The sequence below is a fragment of the Mesorhizobium kamtschaticum genome (assembly GCF_056174585.1).
Genome location: NZ_CM149691.1, coordinates 160,147 through 176,694, shown reverse-complemented (window position 1 = coordinate 176,694; position 16,548 = coordinate 160,147). Strand labels below are relative to the sequence as shown.

General features: G+C 63.9%; 16 protein-coding genes. 1 reads left to right on the top strand and 15 read right to left on the bottom strand.

All coding sequences use genetic code 11. The annotated features are described in order from the left end of the window. Positions 1–38: 38 nt before the first annotated feature. Both AC0V7N_RS00845 and AC0V7N_RS00840 read right to left on the bottom strand, forming a co-directional pair. Complete coding sequence (locus AC0V7N_RS00845; RefSeq protein WP_475453865.1) at positions 39–164, bottom strand: hypothetical protein; 126 nt, start codon at positions 162–164, stop codon at positions 39–41. Between the two features lie 185 nt (positions 165–349). Further along, the gene (locus AC0V7N_RS00840) at positions 350–1,111 is read right to left on the bottom strand and encodes an HpcH/HpaI aldolase family protein (RefSeq protein WP_475453863.1); all 762 of its coding nucleotides are present in this window, start codon (positions 1,109–1,111) and stop codon (positions 350–352) included. A 120-nt stretch (positions 1,112–1,231) separates the two neighbouring features. Between AC0V7N_RS00840 and AC0V7N_RS00835 the strand changes: the two genes are divergently transcribed. Next, positions 1,232–2,323 carry an LLM class flavin-dependent oxidoreductase gene (locus AC0V7N_RS00835; RefSeq protein ID WP_475453862.1) on the top strand — a complete coding sequence of 364 codons (1,092 nt, stop codon included), beginning with the start codon at positions 1,232–1,234 and terminating at the stop codon, positions 2,321–2,323. 272 nt (positions 2,324–2,595) lie between these two features. Here AC0V7N_RS00835 and AC0V7N_RS00830 read toward each other — a convergent pair whose 3' ends face one another. From AC0V7N_RS00830 to AC0V7N_RS00770, 13 genes are all read right to left on the bottom strand, one after another. After that, entirely contained in the window at positions 2,596–2,991 is a 396-nt protein-coding gene (locus AC0V7N_RS00830; protein WP_475453860.1) for a RidA family protein, read from the bottom strand. 64 nt (positions 2,992–3,055) lie between these two features. Then, the gene (locus AC0V7N_RS00825; RefSeq protein WP_475453859.1) at positions 3,056–4,204 is read right to left on the bottom strand and encodes an acyl-CoA dehydrogenase family protein; all 1,149 of its coding nucleotides are present in this window, start codon (positions 4,202–4,204) and stop codon (positions 3,056–3,058) included. Positions 4,205–4,441: 237 nt separating this feature from the next. Beyond that, the gene (locus AC0V7N_RS00820; protein WP_475453857.1) at positions 4,442–5,254 is read right to left on the bottom strand and encodes an enoyl-CoA hydratase family protein; all 813 of its coding nucleotides are present in this window, start codon (positions 5,252–5,254) and stop codon (positions 4,442–4,444) included. Further along, positions 5,251–5,721, bottom strand: a complete 471-nt coding sequence (locus AC0V7N_RS00815) for a MarR family winged helix-turn-helix transcriptional regulator (RefSeq protein WP_475453855.1) — start codon at positions 5,719–5,721, stop codon at positions 5,251–5,253. Before AC0V7N_RS00815 ends, AC0V7N_RS00820 begins: the two co-directional genes overlap by 4 nt. Continuing rightward, complete coding sequence (locus AC0V7N_RS00810; protein WP_475453854.1) at positions 5,715–6,488, bottom strand: SDR family NAD(P)-dependent oxidoreductase; 774 nt, start codon at positions 6,486–6,488, stop codon at positions 5,715–5,717. Before AC0V7N_RS00810 ends, AC0V7N_RS00815 begins: the two co-directional genes overlap by 7 nt. Continuing rightward, a complete protein-coding gene (locus AC0V7N_RS00805; RefSeq protein WP_475453852.1) occupies positions 6,485–8,779 on the bottom strand; it encodes a bifunctional salicylyl-CoA 5-hydroxylase/oxidoreductase in 2,295 nt (764 codons plus the stop codon). The genes AC0V7N_RS00810 and AC0V7N_RS00805 overlap by 4 nt, the downstream gene beginning before the upstream one ends. An 86-nt stretch (positions 8,780–8,865) precedes the next feature. Next, entirely contained in the window at positions 8,866–9,519 is a 654-nt protein-coding gene (locus tag AC0V7N_RS00800) for a VOC family protein (RefSeq protein ID WP_475453851.1), read from the bottom strand. A gap of 77 nt (positions 9,520–9,596) precedes the next feature. Next, positions 9,597–10,433, bottom strand: a complete 837-nt coding sequence (locus tag AC0V7N_RS00795; protein ID WP_475453849.1) for an ATP-binding cassette domain-containing protein — start codon at positions 10,431–10,433, stop codon at positions 9,597–9,599. Continuing rightward, complete coding sequence (locus AC0V7N_RS00790; RefSeq protein ID WP_496627649.1) at positions 10,426–11,304, bottom strand: ATP-binding cassette domain-containing protein; 879 nt, start codon at positions 11,302–11,304, stop codon at positions 10,426–10,428. Before AC0V7N_RS00790 ends, AC0V7N_RS00795 begins: the two co-directional genes overlap by 8 nt. Further along, positions 11,301–12,170 (bottom strand): ABC transporter permease, encoded by an 870-nt coding sequence (locus AC0V7N_RS00785; protein WP_475453848.1) that lies wholly within the window; start codon positions 12,168–12,170, stop codon positions 11,301–11,303. Before AC0V7N_RS00785 ends, AC0V7N_RS00790 begins: the two co-directional genes overlap by 4 nt. Next, the gene (locus AC0V7N_RS00780) at positions 12,136–13,143 is read right to left on the bottom strand and encodes an ABC transporter permease (RefSeq protein WP_475453846.1); all 1,008 of its coding nucleotides are present in this window, start codon (positions 13,141–13,143) and stop codon (positions 12,136–12,138) included. Before AC0V7N_RS00780 ends, AC0V7N_RS00785 begins: the two co-directional genes overlap by 35 nt. 91 nt (positions 13,144–13,234) lie before the next feature. Beyond that, the gene (locus AC0V7N_RS00775) at positions 13,235–14,764 is read right to left on the bottom strand and encodes an ABC transporter substrate-binding protein (protein WP_475453844.1); all 1,530 of its coding nucleotides are present in this window, start codon (positions 14,762–14,764) and stop codon (positions 13,235–13,237) included. Between the two features lie 115 nt (positions 14,765–14,879). Continuing rightward, positions 14,880–16,454, bottom strand: coding sequence for a phytoene desaturase family protein (locus AC0V7N_RS00770; protein WP_475453843.1), 1,575 nt, complete (start codon positions 16,452–16,454; stop codon positions 14,880–14,882). Positions 16,455–16,548 lie beyond the last annotated feature (94 nt).

Below are 16,548 nucleotides of genomic sequence, written 5' to 3'. Positions count from 1 at the left end.
CGGTTTCTTGCCGTCCCACCTCCCAGCGGGGCGTCAATTCATGGCCGCGACCATGCGGTCGAGCGGTTGGCGATGTTTTCAGTGTGCAGGTCGTGAATCTGGGCGCGCACGCCATCGAAAGCATAGCGCGCGCTGGACGACGACTGGGGCAGCATGAACGTCAAGGACTGAACCCCTCCCACCCGAACACCACGATGGACTGGCCGGCAACCCCCTCCGGCACGGCAGCCGCCATCGATTTTGAATGCTTATCCAAAGTGGGACGCTTTTCAAGGCGAAAGTTTTAAGCTTAAAAAGCTTGGCCGCCCTGTTGCTCCCGCGATACGCTTTTTTGCCTAGTCGGGCCCGCCTATGCCAATTCGTCGCGCGCGGCGGCAGAGTTGGCCGCGGCGCCGGCGCCCAGAAACATCGTGTCGCTGGCCAGCACGAAGAAACTCGCGCCGATGGCTGCCCAGCGGCTGACAGTCTGCGGGCTGGCGCAAAATATGCCGGCTGCCTTGTCGTGTGCGATCGTCGCGCTGATGATTGTCCGGATCGCCGTATTGAGCTTGTCGGCGCCTTGAGGTCCGATCGCATCGATCGACACCGAAAGATCGCCGGGACCGACGAAGATCAAATCTACGCCGTCGACGGCCGCGATCGCGTCGATATTGGCGAGCCCCTCCGATGTCTCGACCTGGACCGCAACGACGGTTCTGTCATTGGCGTCGGCGAGATATTCGGGAATGCGATAGCCGTAGCCGGCGGCCCGGCCGGGCCCGACGCCACGCTCGCCCAGCGGCGGATAGCGCGAGGCTTTGACGGCCATCGTGGCCTGCACGGCGGTCGAGACGCGCGGCACCAGCACGCCTTGCGCGCCGCTGTCCAAAGCCGCCTGGATCGCCTCCGGCGCATGGCCGGGAACGCGCACCATCGCCGGCACGCGATGGAGGTCGGCCGCGCGCACCATGGTCTCGATCATGTCGCGCGAAATCTGGGCATGCTCCCAGTCGATGCAGAGGAAATCGAGGCCGGCCTGCGCCATCACTTCGACCGCGACGGGGTGCGGAATGGCAGCAAAGGAACCGACGAGGTTTGCCTTGCCGATACATTTCTGGCGGAACTCGCTCATGCCGATCCCTTTCTCATTCCGCCGAATTCATATCGGCAAACCAGCGCAAGGCGAAGCTATTTCATGCTTGAAATATTTTCGCGGAGCCGTAGCGTGCGATCTTCGCCGGGAGGTCGCGACATGAACAAACCACATCCCTTGCACGGCTCCAACAAACTGAAACTCGGCGTCTTTTCGACCAACGCCGATGGCGGGCTTGCCATCACCGATGTTCCGGAACGCTGGACGGCAAGCTGGCAGGACAATCTGACCGCGGCGCAAATCGCCGACCGCGCCGGGCTGGAGTTCATGCTGCCGATTGCGCGCTGGCGCGGCTTTGGCGGCCGCAACAAGGTGCGCGAATGGTCGTTCGAAACCTTCACCTGGGCAGCGGCGTTAGCCGTGGCCACCGAACAGATCGGCCTGTTCATGACCGTGCATGTGCCGCTGGTGCACCCGCTCTACGCCGCCAAGGCGCTGGCAACAGTCGACCATATCAGCCAGGGCCGCGCCGGCCTCAACATCGTCTGCGGCTGGAACCCGAAGGAATTCGGCATGTTCGGCACGCCGCTGGTCGAGAAGGGGTATGACCAGGCGGCCGAATGGATCGAAATCCTGGAGAAGCTCTATGCGTCGGCCGAGCCTCTCGACTATGAAGGCACTTACTATCGCCTGAGGGAAGCCGTCAGCCGGCCGGCCAGCCTGCAGGTCCCGCGTCCGGTGACGATGAACGCCGCGTTCGGCGGACCGGGCCGCGATTTCGCCGCCGCCCGCTGCGATTATCTGTTCACGACCTTTTCCGAGATGAGCGATGCCGGCAAGCATGTCGCCGACATCCGCGAACGAGCCGACAAGGTCGGCCGGGATGTCGGCGTCTACACCGTGGCGCATGTCGTCTGCCGCCCGACCATGGAAGAGGCGCAGGCTTATTACACGCGCTATGCCGTTGATATGGCTGACCATGATGCGGTCGATGCCCACATGGCTGGCAAGAAGGAATTCTCGCAGTCGCACGACCCGCACGCCTATGACCGCTACCGCCAGCGTTTCGCCGGCGGTGCCGGCACCTATCCTCTGATCGGAACCCCGGAAACGATTGCCGCCGACATGGCCGCCATTGCCGGACATGGCTATCAGGGCATTGCGCTGTCCTTCGTCAACTACACCAGGGAATTGCCCTATTTCTGCGACCACGTGCTGCCGATCTTGGGGCAGGCGGGGCTTCGCGGGTAGGGTTTGATCGGTTAGGTGGCCAGGACCTTCCCAACGTCGTCATCCACGGGCGGAGCAAGGAGCGAAGCTCCGTCGCGGAGACCCTGGGATCCATTCCGTGACCTTGCTAACAGGTGCAACGGTGCAGAATTCTGCACCGCAGCAGCGCTTCCAAGTCCCGGCATGGATCTTCGGGTCTGCGCCGCGTCGCTTCGCTCCTTGCTCCGCCCGTGGATGACGAAGCGATGGGCGTTTATTCCGGCCGAACGAACTTGTTAGTCTGGCCGAACTCGTTAGTCTGGAATGACGGCGGTCGCCTGGATCTCCACCTTGGCGCGGTCCTCGACAAGCGCCACCACCTGCATGGCAGCCATCGCCGGGAAATGCCGGCCGATCACTTCGCGATAGGCTTCGCCGATGCCCCTGAGATTGGCGAGGTACTCGGCCTTGTCGGTGAAATACCAGGTCATCGAGGTGACGTGCCGCGGCTCAGCACCTGCCTCGGCCAGCACCGCCACGATGTTCGCGAGCGTCTGCCGCACCTGGCCGACGAAGTCGTCGGTTTCGAACTGGCACTGCCCGTTCCAGCCGACCTGTCCGCCGACGAAGATGAACCGCCCACGCGCCGCGACGCCATTGGCGTAGCCGACCGGCTTGGCCCAGCCTTCCGGCTGCAGAATCTCGTGCATTTCTAGCCTCCCGGTATTCCCAAAACCAAAGTCTCAAAATCGAATGCCCGTCAATTTTTCACCGTCAGGCCGCGCCCATCACTTGCCTGGCGATGACCACTTTCTGCACGTCGGATGCACCCTCATAGATGCGCAGCGCGCGGATCTCGCGATACAGGCTCTCGACGATATGGCCTTTGCGAACGCCGTCGCCGCCATGCAGTTGCACGGCCTTGTCGATCACCTCTTGCGCTTTGTCGGTGGCGAACAGCTTGGCCATCGCCGCCTCGCGGGTGACGCGGGCGGCGCCCATGTCCTTGGTCCAGGCGGCGCGGTAGACCAGCAGCGCCGCCGCGTCGACGTCGAGCGCCATGTCGGCGATATGGCCTTGCACCATCTGCAACTCGGCCATCGGCGCGCCGAACAGCTTGCGCTCGGCCACTCTGCTGATGCTTTCATCGAGCGCGCGGCGGGCAAAGCCGAGTGCCGCCGCACCAACGGTCGAGCGGAAAATGTCGAGCACCGACATGGCGATACGAAAACCGTCGCCGGGCTTGCCGATCAGTGCGGCGTCCGGCAGGCGGACCTGGTCGAACGAAAGCCGCGCCAGTGGATGCGGCGCGATCACCTCGATGCGCTCGGCGATGCCAAGGCCCTTGACATCACCAGGCACGATGAAGGCGGAAAGCCCCTTGGCGCCCGGCGCCTCACCGGTGCGGGCAAAGACGACATAGAGATCGGCGATGCCGCCATTGGAAATCCAGGTCTTTTCGCCGGTGAGAATGTAGCTGTCGCCATCGCGAGTCGCCGTCATCTCGGTGTTGGCGACATCCGACCCGGAGCGTGGCTCCGACAGGGCAAAGGCTGATATCGCCTTGCCGGCACGCGTCTTTGCCAGCCATTGCTGCTGCTCCGCCGTGCCGAACAGGCTGAGCGCGCCGGTGCCGAGCCCTTGCATGGCGAAGGCGAAATCGGCCAACCCGTCATGGCGGGCAAGCGTCTCGCGGGTGATGCATAAGGTGCGCACGTCGAGGGGGCCAGGATTGTCGGTGTCAACAGCTGTCGGCTTCAGCCAGCCGTCCCGGCCGAGTTTCGCCACCAGTTCTCGGCAGGCGGCATCGACGTCATGGTGATCGACGGGGAGGTTTTGTTGGCACCAGGTTTCGAGGTGCTCGGCGAGCTCACGGTGGCGGTTTTCGAAGAAGGGCCAGTTGAGGAAGGAACGGTCAGGCATTTCTCCCTCCGCAGTAGTTGGAGCGTTGCGCTCTACGGGGCCCCCCTCTGTCCTGCCGGACATCTCCCCCACGAGGGGGGAGATTGGCAGCTTGGACGCCGGCACCCATCTTGCAGCGCTGGCGATTGGCGAAAGCGGCAATGACAGCCGATCTCCCCCCTTGTGGGGGAGATGTCCGGCAGGACAGAGGGGGGCGCTGTCCCGCCGGCATGTCCTTCTTGAGCGAAGAAAACATCCTCAATTGCCCTCGAACACCGGCTTTTCCTTGGCCACTAACGCCTTGTAGGCGCGCTCGAAATCGCGTGTCTGCATGCAGATCGCTTGCGCCTGTGCTTCCGCCTCGATCGCCTGGTCGAGGCCCATAGACCATTCCTGGTTGAGCTGTGTCTTGGTGATGCCATGGGCGAAGGTCGGGCCGGAGACGATGCGCGCCGCCATGTCGAGCGCGTCGGCTTCGAGCGCTGCGGCATCGACCAGCCTGTTGTAGAAGCCCCAGCGCTCGCCTTCGGCCGCCGTCATGGTGCGGCCCGTGTAGAGCAGTTCGGCGGCGCGGCCCTGGCCGATGATACGCGGCAGGATTGCGCAGGCGCCCATGTCGCAGCCGGCAAGGCCGACGCGGGTGAACAGGAACGCGGTCTTGGCTTCCGGCGTGGCGATGCGGATATCGGAGCTCATGGCGATGATGGCGCCGGCGCCGACCGCGACGCCGTCGACAGCCGCGATGATCGGCTTGCCGCAATTCAGCATCGCCTTGACGAAATCGCCGGTCATGCGGGTGAAGGCGAGAAGCTGCTTCATGTCCATCTTGACCAGCGGCCCGATAATGTCGTGGACATCGCCGCCGGAGCAGAAATTGCCGCCATTGGACAGGAACACCACGGCGTCGACATCGTCGGCATAGACGAGGTCGCGGAACGTGTCGCGCAACTCGGCATAGCTGTCGAAGGTCAGCGGGTTCTTGCGCTCCGGCCGGTCGAGCCGGACCTTTGCGATCCGGCCTTCGACCTGCCACAGGAAATGCTTCGGCTTGAGGCCGGCCATCCCAGTCATTCGCGTCCCTCCCAGTTGCTGCGGAACGAGGTCAGCATACCGGTCAGCCGGCGAGCATCCTCCTCGCTGACCTTGCCCAACAATTCGCCGATCCAGCTCTCATGCGCTGCGGCAATGGTGGCAAAGGACTTGGTGCCTTCCTCGGTCAGCCGCACCATCGAAGTGCGGCGATCGCCATTGCGGCGGGCGCGGGCGACCAATCCCTCCGAAACCAGCCGGTCGACAATGCCGGTGACATTGCCGTTGGAGACCAGCAGGAAGCGCGACAGGTCACTCATCAGCATGCCTTCGGGCACGCGGTAGAGGGCCGCCATCACGTCGAAGCGCGGCAGCGTCGTATCGAATTCTTTCTTCAAGCGCTCGCGCAGTTCGGCCTCGATCGTGCGCGAGGCGCGCAGCAGCCTGATCCACAGGCGCAGCCGGTCCTTGCCGGGTCCCGAGGGTGCGGGCAGGGGGCCGGCTACCATGTTTCGCCTCCTGAGATCGAGATCGCCTGTCCGGTGATCGATGCCGCCGCATCGCCGCACAGCCACAACACGGCGGCGGCAACTTCCTGTGGCTGGATAAAGCGGCCCTGCGGGTTGGTCGAGGCGAGGCTTGCCCGCGCCTCGCCGGCCGAACGGCCGGTCTTTTCGATGATGCGCTGGATGGATTCTTCCAGCATGTCGGTCTCGACGAAGCCCGGGCAGACAGCGTTGACGGTGACGCCCGATTTCGCCGTCTCGGCGGCAAGAGCCCGCATCAGGCCGACGACGCCATGCTTGGCAGCGACGTAGGGCGCGACATAGGCGTAGCCTTTCAGGCCTGCCGTCGAAGCAATGAAGACGATCCGCCCCGCCTTGCGCGCGGCCATGCCGGCCAACGCTGGCTTCACCGTCAGGAAGGCGCCGGTCAAATTGACGTCGAGCGTCCGTTGCCAGTCGGCAAGGGTGGTCTTGTGTGCCGGTGTGCTGCCGGCCATGCCGGCATTGGCGACGACGATGTCGAAGGGTCCGCGCGCGACTTGCGCCGTCTCGTAAAGCGACGTCATCGCCGTCTCATCGGTGACGTCGGCGGCGATAGCGAAGATGCGGTCGCTTTCGCCGGCTACTTTGGCGAGCTCCGTCTCCCGGCGGCCGCATATGGTGACGTTGATGCCAGCACTCGCCAAGGCTAGCGCGATTGCCCGCCCGACGCCGGAGCCGCCGCCGGTGACCAGCGCGTGCTTGCCGGAGATCGCTGTTGTGGCCGTCATACTTTCAGCCCCGCAGCGGCATCGCGCTCGGCCAGCCGGTAGAGCTGGTCGCGCCCAGGCAGATAGGGATCCGGCCATTTGACGCCACGATCGCCGAGCGTCACCGCTGCATGCAGCGTCCAGTAGGGATCGGCGAGATGCGGCCTGGCCAGCGCCACCAGATCGGCACGGCCGGCCATCAGGATCGAATTGACATGGTCCGGCTCATAGATGTTGCCGACCGCCATCGTCGCCATGCCGACCTCGTTGCGGATGCGGTCGGAAAACGGCGTCTGGAACATGCGGCCATAGACCGGCTTTGCCAGTGCCGAAGTCTGGCCGGCCGAGACGTCGCAGATATCGACGCCGGCTTCGTGCAAAAGCCGCGCGATCTCGACCGCGTCGGCGGGTGTGACGCCTTCGATGCCAACCCAGTCATTGGCCGAGATGCGCATCGAGATCGGCTTGCCCGCCGGCCAGACAGCGCGCACCGCGCGGAAGATTTCGAGCGGATAGCGCATGCGATTATCAAGCGAACCGCCATAGTCATCCGTGCGCCGGTTGGTGACCGGCGTGATGAAGGACGACAGGAGATAACCGTGCGCGGCATGGATCTCGAGCATGTCGAAACCGCAGCGGTCAGCCATCTCGGCCGAGGCGACGAACTGGTCGCGCACCAGATCCATGTCGGCGCGGTCCATCGCCTTCGGCACCTGATTCTGCGGCGACCACGCCACCGCCGATGCCGCCATGATGGGCCAGTTGCCGGAGGCCAGCGGCACATCTGTCCCTTCCCAGCCGAGCCGGGTCGAGCCCTTGGCCCCGGAATGGCCGATCTGGGCGCAGAGTTTGGCTTCGGTCTCGGAGTGGACGAAGTCGACCAAGCGTTTCCACGCCACCTCGTGTTCGGGTGCATAGAAACCTGGACAGCCGGGCGTGATGCGCCCTTCCGGGCTGACGCAGGTCATCTCGATATAGACGAGGCCGGCGCCGCCCTTGGCGCGCTCGGCATAGTGGGTGAAATGCCAGTCGGTCGGGCAGCCGTCGACGGCCTTGTACTGCGCCATCGGCGAGACGACGACGCGATTGTTGAGCCTGAGGTCGCGCAGCTTGAACGGTGCGAACATCGGCGCGCGGCGCAGCCTGTTGCCGCCGGCGCCCGCCTGGCGCTGGAACCATTCTTCCGCGCCGCCCAGCCATTCGGCATCGCGCAGCCGCAAATTCTCGTGGCTGATGCGCTGCGAACGGGTCAGCAGCGAATAGTTGAACTGCACCGGATCGAGGCCGAGATAGCGCTCGACCTCCTCGAACCATTCGAGCGAATTGCGCGCCGCCGATTGCAGCTTCAGCACCTCGGTGCGGCGCGCGTCCTCATATCTGCGGAAGGCGGCGTCGAGGTCCGGTTCGGTTTCGACATATTCGGCCAGCGCTACGGCACTTTCCAGTGCCAGCTTGGTGCCGGAGCCGATCGAGAAATGCGCCGATGCGGCAGCGTCGCCCATCAGCGCCAGGTTCTTGTAAGACCAGCGCTCGCACAGCACGCGCGGGAAATTGATCCAGGCCGAGCCGCGGATGTGGTTGGCATTGGTCATCAGCACATGGCCGCCGAGATGATTGGCGAAGATGCGCTCGCACACCGCGATCGATTCCTGCTGCGTCATCGCGCCGAAGCCGAAGGCAGCCCAGGTCTGCTCGCTGCATTCGACGATGAAGGTCGCGGTCTCGCTGTCGAACTGGTAGGCGTGCGCCCACACCCAGCCATGCTCGGTCTTTTCGAAGATGAAGGTGAAGGCGTCGTCGAATTTCTGGTTGGTGCCGAGCCAGACGAACTTGCATTTGCGGGTGTCGATGTCCGGCTTGAAGATGTCGACGAAAGTGTTGCGCGCCCTGGAGTTCAGCCCGTCGGCGGCAACGACCAGGTCATGCGTCTCCATATAGGGCTTGGGATCGGCGATGTCGGTCTCGAACATCAGTTTGACGCCGAGTTCACGGGCGCGGCGCTGCAGCAGGACCAGCAGCCGCTTGCGGCCGATGCCGCAGAAGCCGTGGCCTGACGAGACCGTGCGCACACCGTCATGGATGACGGCGATGTCGTCCCAGTAGGCAAAATGCTTCTTGATCCAGACGGCGCTGACCGGATCGTTTTTGGCGAGATTCTCCAGCGTCTCGGCCGACAGCACCACGCCCCAGCCGAACGTGTCGTCGGCGCGGTTGCGCTCGAACACCGTCACATCGTGCGCGGCGTCCCTGAGCTTCATCGAAATGGCAAAGTAGAGGCCGGCTGGTCCGCCGCCGAGAACCGCAACCTTCATGTCTGCGATCTCCTCTTCGCTTGCTGCATCTTCGAGTATCGCGCCGGCGGCTAGATATTCAAGCTTAAAGTTTTATGTCGAAATCATTATACGCACATCGGACGGCGCGCTTGCGTATTGCTCCGCAAGCGCGCGCCAAGGATCACTTCCGGGTTCTTCGGGCTCCACGGCACCGTCTCGGCACCCTTCTCATAGGCCATGCCGTCGGGATAGCTGATCGCTTCCAGTTGCAATCCCCAGGGCGCCTGGAAATAGAGGATGGTCTGGCCGGCGGCGGGTCCTTCCTTGACCGGCAAAGGCCCCATCCTGGTCTTGACGCCCTTGCCGTCGAGATAGGCTTTAGCCGCGGCGACGTCGTCGACATAGAGGGCGATATGGAAGCCGCCAATGTCGCTGTTCTTCGGCGTCAAATCCTTCTGGTCGGGTGCTGTGTATTTGAACAGCTCGATATTCGATCCATAGCCGCAGCGCACCATGGTGACCTGCTCGATGACAGCCTTGGGATCGACGCCCAGAAGATCCTGCATGAAGGTGCCCTTGTCGTCGACGAACGGCCCGAACGACATCGCCTTCTTGCAGCCGACCACCTTGGTGAAGAAGTCGACCGCCTGCTTCATGTCGGGGACGGTGATGCCGGTATGGTCGTGACCGCGCATGCCTGGGATCGAATCCGCCGAGGCCATGCCGGCACTGCCAAGGACAGCAGCGGCGAGCGTTGCATTGCGAAGTATCGTCTTCATGTCAGTCCTCTCCATTGGCGGGACCTGGGTCTTTGCGGTCGCATGTCCGAAACCCGCTTTTCGGCATGCGTATGCATTCATGTCGGCGGCTTGGCCGCGGACGGGATATCCAGCCAGCCGGCGTCGATTTCAGGCAGCGGAATGGCTGCGATCAGGTCGCGCGTGTAGGCCTGCTTGGGGTTGTCGAACAGCGCGTCGGTGGCGCTGGCTTCGACGATGACGCCTTCGCGCATGACGATCACTTGCTTACACAGCCGCCGGATCACCGACAGATCGTGGCTGATGAAGGCGACGGTCAGGCCCATCTCGGCCGCGAGCCTTTCAAGCAGGGTAAGGATCTGCGCCTGCGTCGAGACATCGAGGCCGGAGACGATCTCGTCGGCCAGCACGAATTTCGGCGACAGCGCCAGCGCGCGCGCTATGCCGACGCGCTGGCGCTGGCCGCCCGACAATTCGTGGCGGTAGCGGCTGGCGAAGCTCTGCGGCAGCCCGACCCGCTGCAGCGCTTCGGCGACGCGTCCCTTCAAATTGTCGCCAAGACCATTCTGCTTCAGCGGCGCCGCGATGATGCTGGCAATGGTGCGGCGCGGGTTGAGCGACGACATCGGATCCTGGAAGATCATCTGCAGGTTGCGGCGCAGCGGCCGCAGCTCCGCCTCCGGCAGATGCGTGATATCTAGGCCATCGAATGTGATGTTGCCGGCGCTCGGCTCCAGCAGGCGCACCAAGGCACGGCCGAGCGTCGACTTGCCCGAACCGGATTCGCCGACAATGCCCGTCACCGAGCCCTTCGGCAGGTCGAAATCGAGACCCTTCAAAATCTGGGCTAAAGGCGCACGGCCGATCAGCGGCTTGCGCGTCATGTCGGGCAGCGCAACCTTCAGCCCGCGCACGGAAAACAGCGGCTCAGCCATGCGGCCGCCTCCAGGCTTGGTCGGCGGCAGCGATCTCCGAAGCGAGCCCGGCCAGCACGGCATCGTCCACCGGCTTCAACGAAGCGAACGGGTCGGTGTAGCGCGGCGTCGCCGCCATCAATGCCCGCGTATAGGGGTGTTGCGGCGCGGCGAAGAGCGCAGCCGTGTCGGCCTCTTCCACCACCTTGCCGGCATAGAGCACAGACACCTTCTGGCTGATCTTGGCGACGACACCGAGATCGTGGGTGACGAACAGGATCGCCGTCCCATGCTCCCGCTGCAACGCAGCGATCAGGCGCAGGATCTGCTTTTGCACGGTGACGTCGAGCGCCGTGGTCGGCTCGTCGGCGACGATCAGCCGGGGTTCGGCGGCGAAGGCGGCGGCGATCAGCACGCGCTGGCGCATGCCGCCGGAGAGTTCATGCGGATAGCTTTTTAGCACGCGATCGGGGTCGCGGATCTGCACCTCGTCCAGCAATTGCCGGATGCGGGTGTCTGCCTTCTCGCTGCTCCAGCCGAGAATGCGCACCAGCCGGTCTGTCATCTGCGGGCCGATGCGCCGCGACGGATTGAGCGCGGTCAGCGGATCCTGCGGGATCAGCGCCGTGCGGGCACCGATCAGCGTCCGCCGTGCCTTGGGCTGCAGCTTGCCGAGGTCTTCGCCCTCAAGCCGCATATCGCCTTCGACGATGCGTACGCTCGACGGCAGCACACCGAGCACCGCCTTACCGATCATCGTCTTGCCGGCCCCGCTCTCGCCGACCAGCGCGCGCACTTCGCCGGGCTGCACGGAGAGCGACACCGAGCGCAGCACGCGCTGGCCGTTCGGCAGCACGGCGCTGAGATTGGCGATGTCGAGGCAGGCGCTCATCGCAGCACCGGGTCGAAGCGCGCCTTCAGCGCCTCGCCGAACTGGCTGAACGAAAGCACGGTGAGGATCAGCGTGATCAGCGGAAACACCAGCACCCACCAGGCCTGGTGGATCGACAGCCGGCCCTCGGCGATGATGCTGCCCCAGGTCGGATCGTCGGTCGAGATCGACAGATTGACGAAGGACAGGATCGCCTCGACGATGACGGCGATACCCATCTCCAGCGACAGCAGCGCCACGATCGACGGCACCACATTGGGCAGCACTTCGCGCAGCATGATGCCGATGCGGCCATAGCCGGCGATGCGGGCATTCTCGACATAGTCCATGCGCGACTGGCCCATCGCTTCGGCGCGGATCACCCGGCAGAAACGCGTCCAGTCGATGATGGCGATGGCAAGGATGACGGAGCTGAGACCCGTGCCGAGCACGGCCACCAGCAGGATGGCGAACAGCACCGGCGGAAACGCCATCCAGACATCGACGATGCGCGAGATGATGCGATCGGCCCAGCCGCCGAAATAGCCTGCCACCAGCCCAAGCGTGGAACCGACCAGGCAGGCGGCGGTCGCCGCGGCAAAGGCGACGATGAAGGCGATACGACCGCCGAAGATCAGGCGGGACAAGAGATCGCGGCCGAGGCTGTCGGTGCCCAGCCAATAACCGGGCTCGGCGCCATCAAGCCAGAACGGCGGTAGCCGCTCCAGCATCAGATCCTGCGCCAGCGGATCCTGCGGCGCGACCAGCGGCGCGAAGATCGCTGCCAGCAGCGCCAGCAGCAGCCAGCCACCGGCGAGCCATAGTCTGGGGCTCAGCCCGCGTCTTGAGGCTCTATCCATGGCGCAGCCTCGGATTGAGCAGCGCATACATCATGTCGACGGCAAGGTTGATCAGCACGAACAGCAGCGCGAAGACCAGCACGATGCCCTGGATCAGCGGCAGGTCGCGGTTGATGACGGCGTCGATCGCCATGTTGCCGAGACCTTCATAGGAAAACAGCCGTTCGACGATAACCGTGCCGCCGATGAGGAAGGTGAACTGCACGCCAACCAGGGTCAGCGTTGGCAGGGCCGCGTTCTTCAGCGCCTCGCGCAGGATGACCTGCGTTTCCGAAAACCCCTTCACCCGCGCCAGCACGACATAGTCGAGGTCGAGCACTTCCTTCAGCGACTGTTTCAGCAACTGCGAAATGATCGCCGCCAGCGGTAGCGCCAGCGCCACCGCCGGCATCAGCATGTGCTTCAGGAGATCCCAGGTCAGGTCGAGGCGCAGGCGTAAAATGCTCTCGAACAGGTAGAACTGGGTAACAAAAGGCAGGTCGAGCTGCGGCGACACGCGGCCGGAAATGTCGAAGATCGGCACCAGCACGCCGAACAGCAGGATCAGCACCAGGCCCCACAGGAAATCGGGAATGGAAAGGGTGGCACCGCTGGCGATGTCGATGCCGGCCTCGACCGCCGTGCCACGCTCACGCGCGCCGATGATCGCCGTCATGCCGCCAAGCCCCACCGCCATGATCAGCGCGACGATGGCGAGCTCCAGCGTCGCTGGCAGCCGGTTGAAGACGAGGCCGAGCACGTCTTGCCGCAATGAGATCGAGGTGCCGAAATCGCCCCTGACGACACCGGACAGCCAGATGAAGAATTGCTGGACGATCGTCTTGTCGAGCCCGTAGAGCGCCCGCAGCCGGGCGATGTCGGCATCCGTCGCGCCGGGCGGCAGCATCATGGCGATCGGATCGCCAGGCGCGACGCGGATCACGACGAAGACGACGACGGCCACGCCGAACAGCGTGATCAGCATCGTCAGAAGACGGATCAGGAATCGTTGCAGGAGCATGTAAATCTTTGCAGGAGCCCGCGGGCTCGTATGCCTGATGGGAATATGCGCGCCGTCGCTGGCGACGGCGCGCGGCAATTCCAGGCCGATATCAGGCCGGGGTCATCAGCGCCGGCAGCAGCGCGCCGGAAAGATGCTGTACCACCTTGACGCCCTTGGCATGCACGACCGGCTGTGCGAACTGCAGCACCGGCAGCACATAGGCCTGCTCGGCGATGTATTTGTCGACGGCCTTCCAGCCGGCAATGCGCTTGGCTTCGTCCTTCTCGCCCCACAGCGGCCCGATCTTGGCATCGAGGTCGTCGGTCTTCCACGACGAGTGCGGCGACGGCCCGAACATGGCGAAGCCGGTCGACGTGGTCGGGTCGCCGATGGCATTGCCCCAATTGTAGAAGGCCGCCGGTGCCAGCTTGTGGGCGGCGCGCAGTTCATAGTGCTTGGCGATCTCGTAGACTTCGATCGTCGCCTCGATGCCGACCTTGCGCCACATGCCGACGATCGCCTGCACCATCTCGTAGTCCTTGGGCTTGAAGCCCTTGGTCGTCTGGATGGTGATCTTGGCGGGCTTCTCCGGCGAATAGCCGGAGGCGGCGAGCAATTCCTTGGCCTTTTCCGGATTGTGCTCGACCTTGATCGACGCATCGTAGGCGGCATATTCCGGCGTTTCCAGCGTCGCGATCGGCTGGCCGTAGCCGCGCAGCAGGCGCTTGACCAGAAGCTCCTTGTCCACCGACATCACAGCCGCCTGGCGGACATTCTTGTCCAGCATGGCGTCCTTGTTGTTGAAGAAGATCATGCCGATGTCGGAGACGTTCTTGCACGAGCCAGTGAGCCCGTCCTTGGCGATCAGCCGGTCATATTCCTCGTAGGGGATTTCCAGCGTCACCTGCGAGGAGCCGGACTCGATTTCGGCCACACGGCTCGCCGCGTCGGTGACGAACTTGATCGTCACATTCTCGAAGGCCGGCTTGCCGCCCCAATAGTTCGGGTTGGCCTTGAGCCGCAGGAAGGCATTGCGCTCGAATTTTTCAACCATGTAGGGGCCGGTGCCGATAGGCGCTTTCTCGAAACCTTCGGCTCCGACCTTCTCGTAATAGGCCTTCGGCATGATGTAGCCGGTCAGGAACGACATCCATTTGAAATAGACCGGGTCGAACTGCACCACGTCGCCGGTGATCTTGTTGCCGTCGATCTTGAAGTTGTTGACGTTCTTCCAGACGAACTGGATCGGGTTGCCGGTCTTCTCGTCGCCCGCCCGCTGCAGCGACCAGACGACGTCCTCGGGCGTGAAGGGCGAGCCGTCATGCCATTTCACGCCTTCGCGCACCGTCATCGTCACCTTGGTGCGATCGTCGTTCCAGCCCCATTCGGTGAGCAGGCCTGGCGCGAAGGACAGGTCCGGTTTCTGCGGGATGAACTGGTCGAACACCGACTGGTACAGACCCTGAATGGTCGGGTTGACGGCGGAGGGGCCGGTGGTCGGATCCCAGGACGGCAGGTTGACATTGTAGGCGATGGTCAGCTCGCCGGCAGCCGCCTTGGCGATCTGTGGCAAGCCGACGGCGGCCACCCCAAGTGCTGCGGCACTGTATCCCAGCAATTCGCGTCTGTTGATTGTCATGGTCGTTCCCCTTGTTGGTTTTCTGTTTTCGTCGCGCGGCAATGTCACTTCATTGGTCCAGGCTTCGCGGGCAGCAGCGCCGTGCCCCTCGTCGCCTCTGTGAAATCTTCGGCTCCTACCTCCCGCCAAGCTGTTGCGCGAGCATGAAACCCGAGGCCGCACCGGTGCCGGCGCCCGGCCATGTTGCTGCCCCGGTGAGATGCAGATTGCCAACCGGCGTGTCCCAGCCGGCATAGCCGCGCGCCGGACGGAACAAAAAATTCTGCGCCAGATGATGGCTGCCGCAGACCTGGTCGCCGCCGACCAGGTTCGGATTCTCGCGCTCGAGATCGATCGGCGAGAACACCGAACGGCCGAGGATCTTCGCCCGCAAGTTGGGCGCGTAGGTCTCGATGATGTCGAGCACGCGCTCGGCGTAGGCCTCCTTGACCCGATCCCAATGCGCGGTCGCGATCTTGCCCGCGGCATCGCCCAGGATTTCGGCAGGCAGCATGCGCACCTGCACCCACAGCACATGCTTGCCCTGAGGTGCGCGCGACGGATCGATCGCTGAGGGCTGGCCGACAACCAGCACCGGTTCGTCCGGCAGCATGCCTGCCATCGCCTGCTGATAGGTGCGCGACATCGCATCGAGCGACGGCGACAGATGCACGTAGGCGAACTGCCGAAGCTCGGCGCCAGCGCGCCAGTCGGGCAGATCGTCCAACGCCAGATGGATCATCATCGTGCCCGGCGCGTACCGGAATTTTTGCATTGCCGTATCGAAGCCGGTGTCACCGGAACCCTTGGGCAGCAGTCTGTCGCTCAGCGCCTTGGGTGCGACACCGGCAATGACCGCCCTGGTCGCTGTATGCGTCTCACCGGACGCGAGCCGCACGCCGGTCGCCTTGCTGGCTGAAACGGTGATCTCGGCCACCTCGGCGCTGGTGACGATCTTGCCGCCGGCGGATGTGACCATGCCTGCGAGCGCCCGGATGATGGTGTCCGCGCCGCCCTTGCCCAGCACCATGCCAAAGCTCTGGTTGGCCATCGATTCCAGATAGGGGAACACGGCACCCCCGGCGATGTCTGGTGCGAAATCGAGATGCATGCCCCAGGTCGCGAGCGTTGCCCGCACATGCGCAGACTCGAAGTTTTCCTCAAGCCAGGCGCGGGGTGAGGACAACAGCAGACGGCCCGTGTCGAGCGCGCCAGACGTACCCTTCTTGCGCCATAGATTCCAGGCGGTGCCGGCAAGCGAACGGGCGCTCATCGGCGATCCCAGCAGCCGGAACAGATGCTCGGCCTCGGCCGGGAATGCCGCAACCAGTCTGCGCCATGTCGCGGCATCGGCGGCTGAAAAGGCAGCCATGCGCGTCGCGGTTTTTTCGAGGTCGTTGCTGACGCCGAACCAGCGTCCATCGGGGAAGGCGCTGGCGAAACAGTCGGCGACCGGCGCGAACTCTAACCCTCTCGCTTTCAATTCATTTGCATATTTCCGGTGGAAGGCCGAGCCGGCAAACAGGCTCAGATTCATCGCACCGAAATCGTGTCGGAACCCGGGAAGGGTGAATTCGCGGGTCTGGACGGCGCCGCCGATTGTTGCACTGCGCTCGAAAATCCCGGTTTTCCAGCCTTTGAGCGCCAGATGCGCGGCGCATGCCAGACTGTTGTGGCCCGCCCCGATAAAGATGGCGTCGAACTCGCTCACGCCCCGTTCCCATTTCCTTTATGCTTAAAGATAATTGCAGATGCATATGTTTTCGTCTAGTAGGATATTAAGGGCCGAGACGAGCCTTGATCAT

Excerpts from the sequence above, each read along its gene's own strand:
- AC0V7N_RS00840 (WP_475453863.1), bottom strand. The coding sequence starts at position 1,111 with ATGAGCGAGTTCCGCCAGAAATGTATCGGCAAGGCAAACCTCGTCGGT.
- AC0V7N_RS00835 (WP_475453862.1), top strand. The coding sequence starts at position 1,232 with ATGAACAAACCACATCCCTTGCACGGCTCCAACAAACTGAAACTCGGC.
- AC0V7N_RS00830 (WP_475453860.1), bottom strand. The coding sequence starts at position 2,991 with ATGCACGAGATTCTGCAGCCGGAAGGCTGGGCCAAGCCGGTCGGCTAC.
- AC0V7N_RS00825 (WP_475453859.1), bottom strand. The coding sequence starts at position 4,204 with ATGCCTGACCGTTCCTTCCTCAACTGGCCCTTCTTCGAAAACCGCCAC.
- AC0V7N_RS00820 (WP_475453857.1), bottom strand. The coding sequence starts at position 5,254 with ATGACTGGGATGGCCGGCCTCAAGCCGAAGCATTTCCTGTGGCAGGTC.
- AC0V7N_RS00815 (WP_475453855.1), bottom strand. The coding sequence starts at position 5,721 with ATGGTAGCCGGCCCCCTGCCCGCACCCTCGGGACCCGGCAAGGACCGG.
- AC0V7N_RS00810 (WP_475453854.1), bottom strand. The coding sequence starts at position 6,488 with ATGACGGCCACAACAGCGATCTCCGGCAAGCACGCGCTGGTCACCGGC.
- AC0V7N_RS00805 (WP_475453852.1), bottom strand. The coding sequence starts at position 8,779 with ATGAAGGTTGCGGTTCTCGGCGGCGGACCAGCCGGCCTCTACTTTGCC.
- AC0V7N_RS00800 (WP_475453851.1), bottom strand. The coding sequence starts at position 9,519 with ATGAAGACGATACTTCGCAATGCAACGCTCGCCGCTGCTGTCCTTGGC.
- AC0V7N_RS00795 (WP_475453849.1), bottom strand. The coding sequence starts at position 10,433 with ATGGCTGAGCCGCTGTTTTCCGTGCGCGGGCTGAAGGTTGCGCTGCCC.
- AC0V7N_RS00790 (WP_496627649.1), bottom strand. The coding sequence starts at position 11,304 with ATGAGCGCCTGCCTCGACATCGCCAATCTCAGCGCCGTGCTGCCGAAC.
- AC0V7N_RS00785 (WP_475453848.1), bottom strand. The coding sequence starts at position 12,170 with ATGCGCTGCTCAATCCGAGGCTGCGCCATGGATAGAGCCTCAAGACGC.
- AC0V7N_RS00780 (WP_475453846.1), bottom strand. The coding sequence starts at position 13,143 with ATGCTCCTGCAACGATTCCTGATCCGTCTTCTGACGATGCTGATCACG.
- AC0V7N_RS00775 (WP_475453844.1), bottom strand. The coding sequence starts at position 14,764 with ATGACAATCAACAGACGCGAATTGCTGGGATACAGTGCCGCAGCACTT.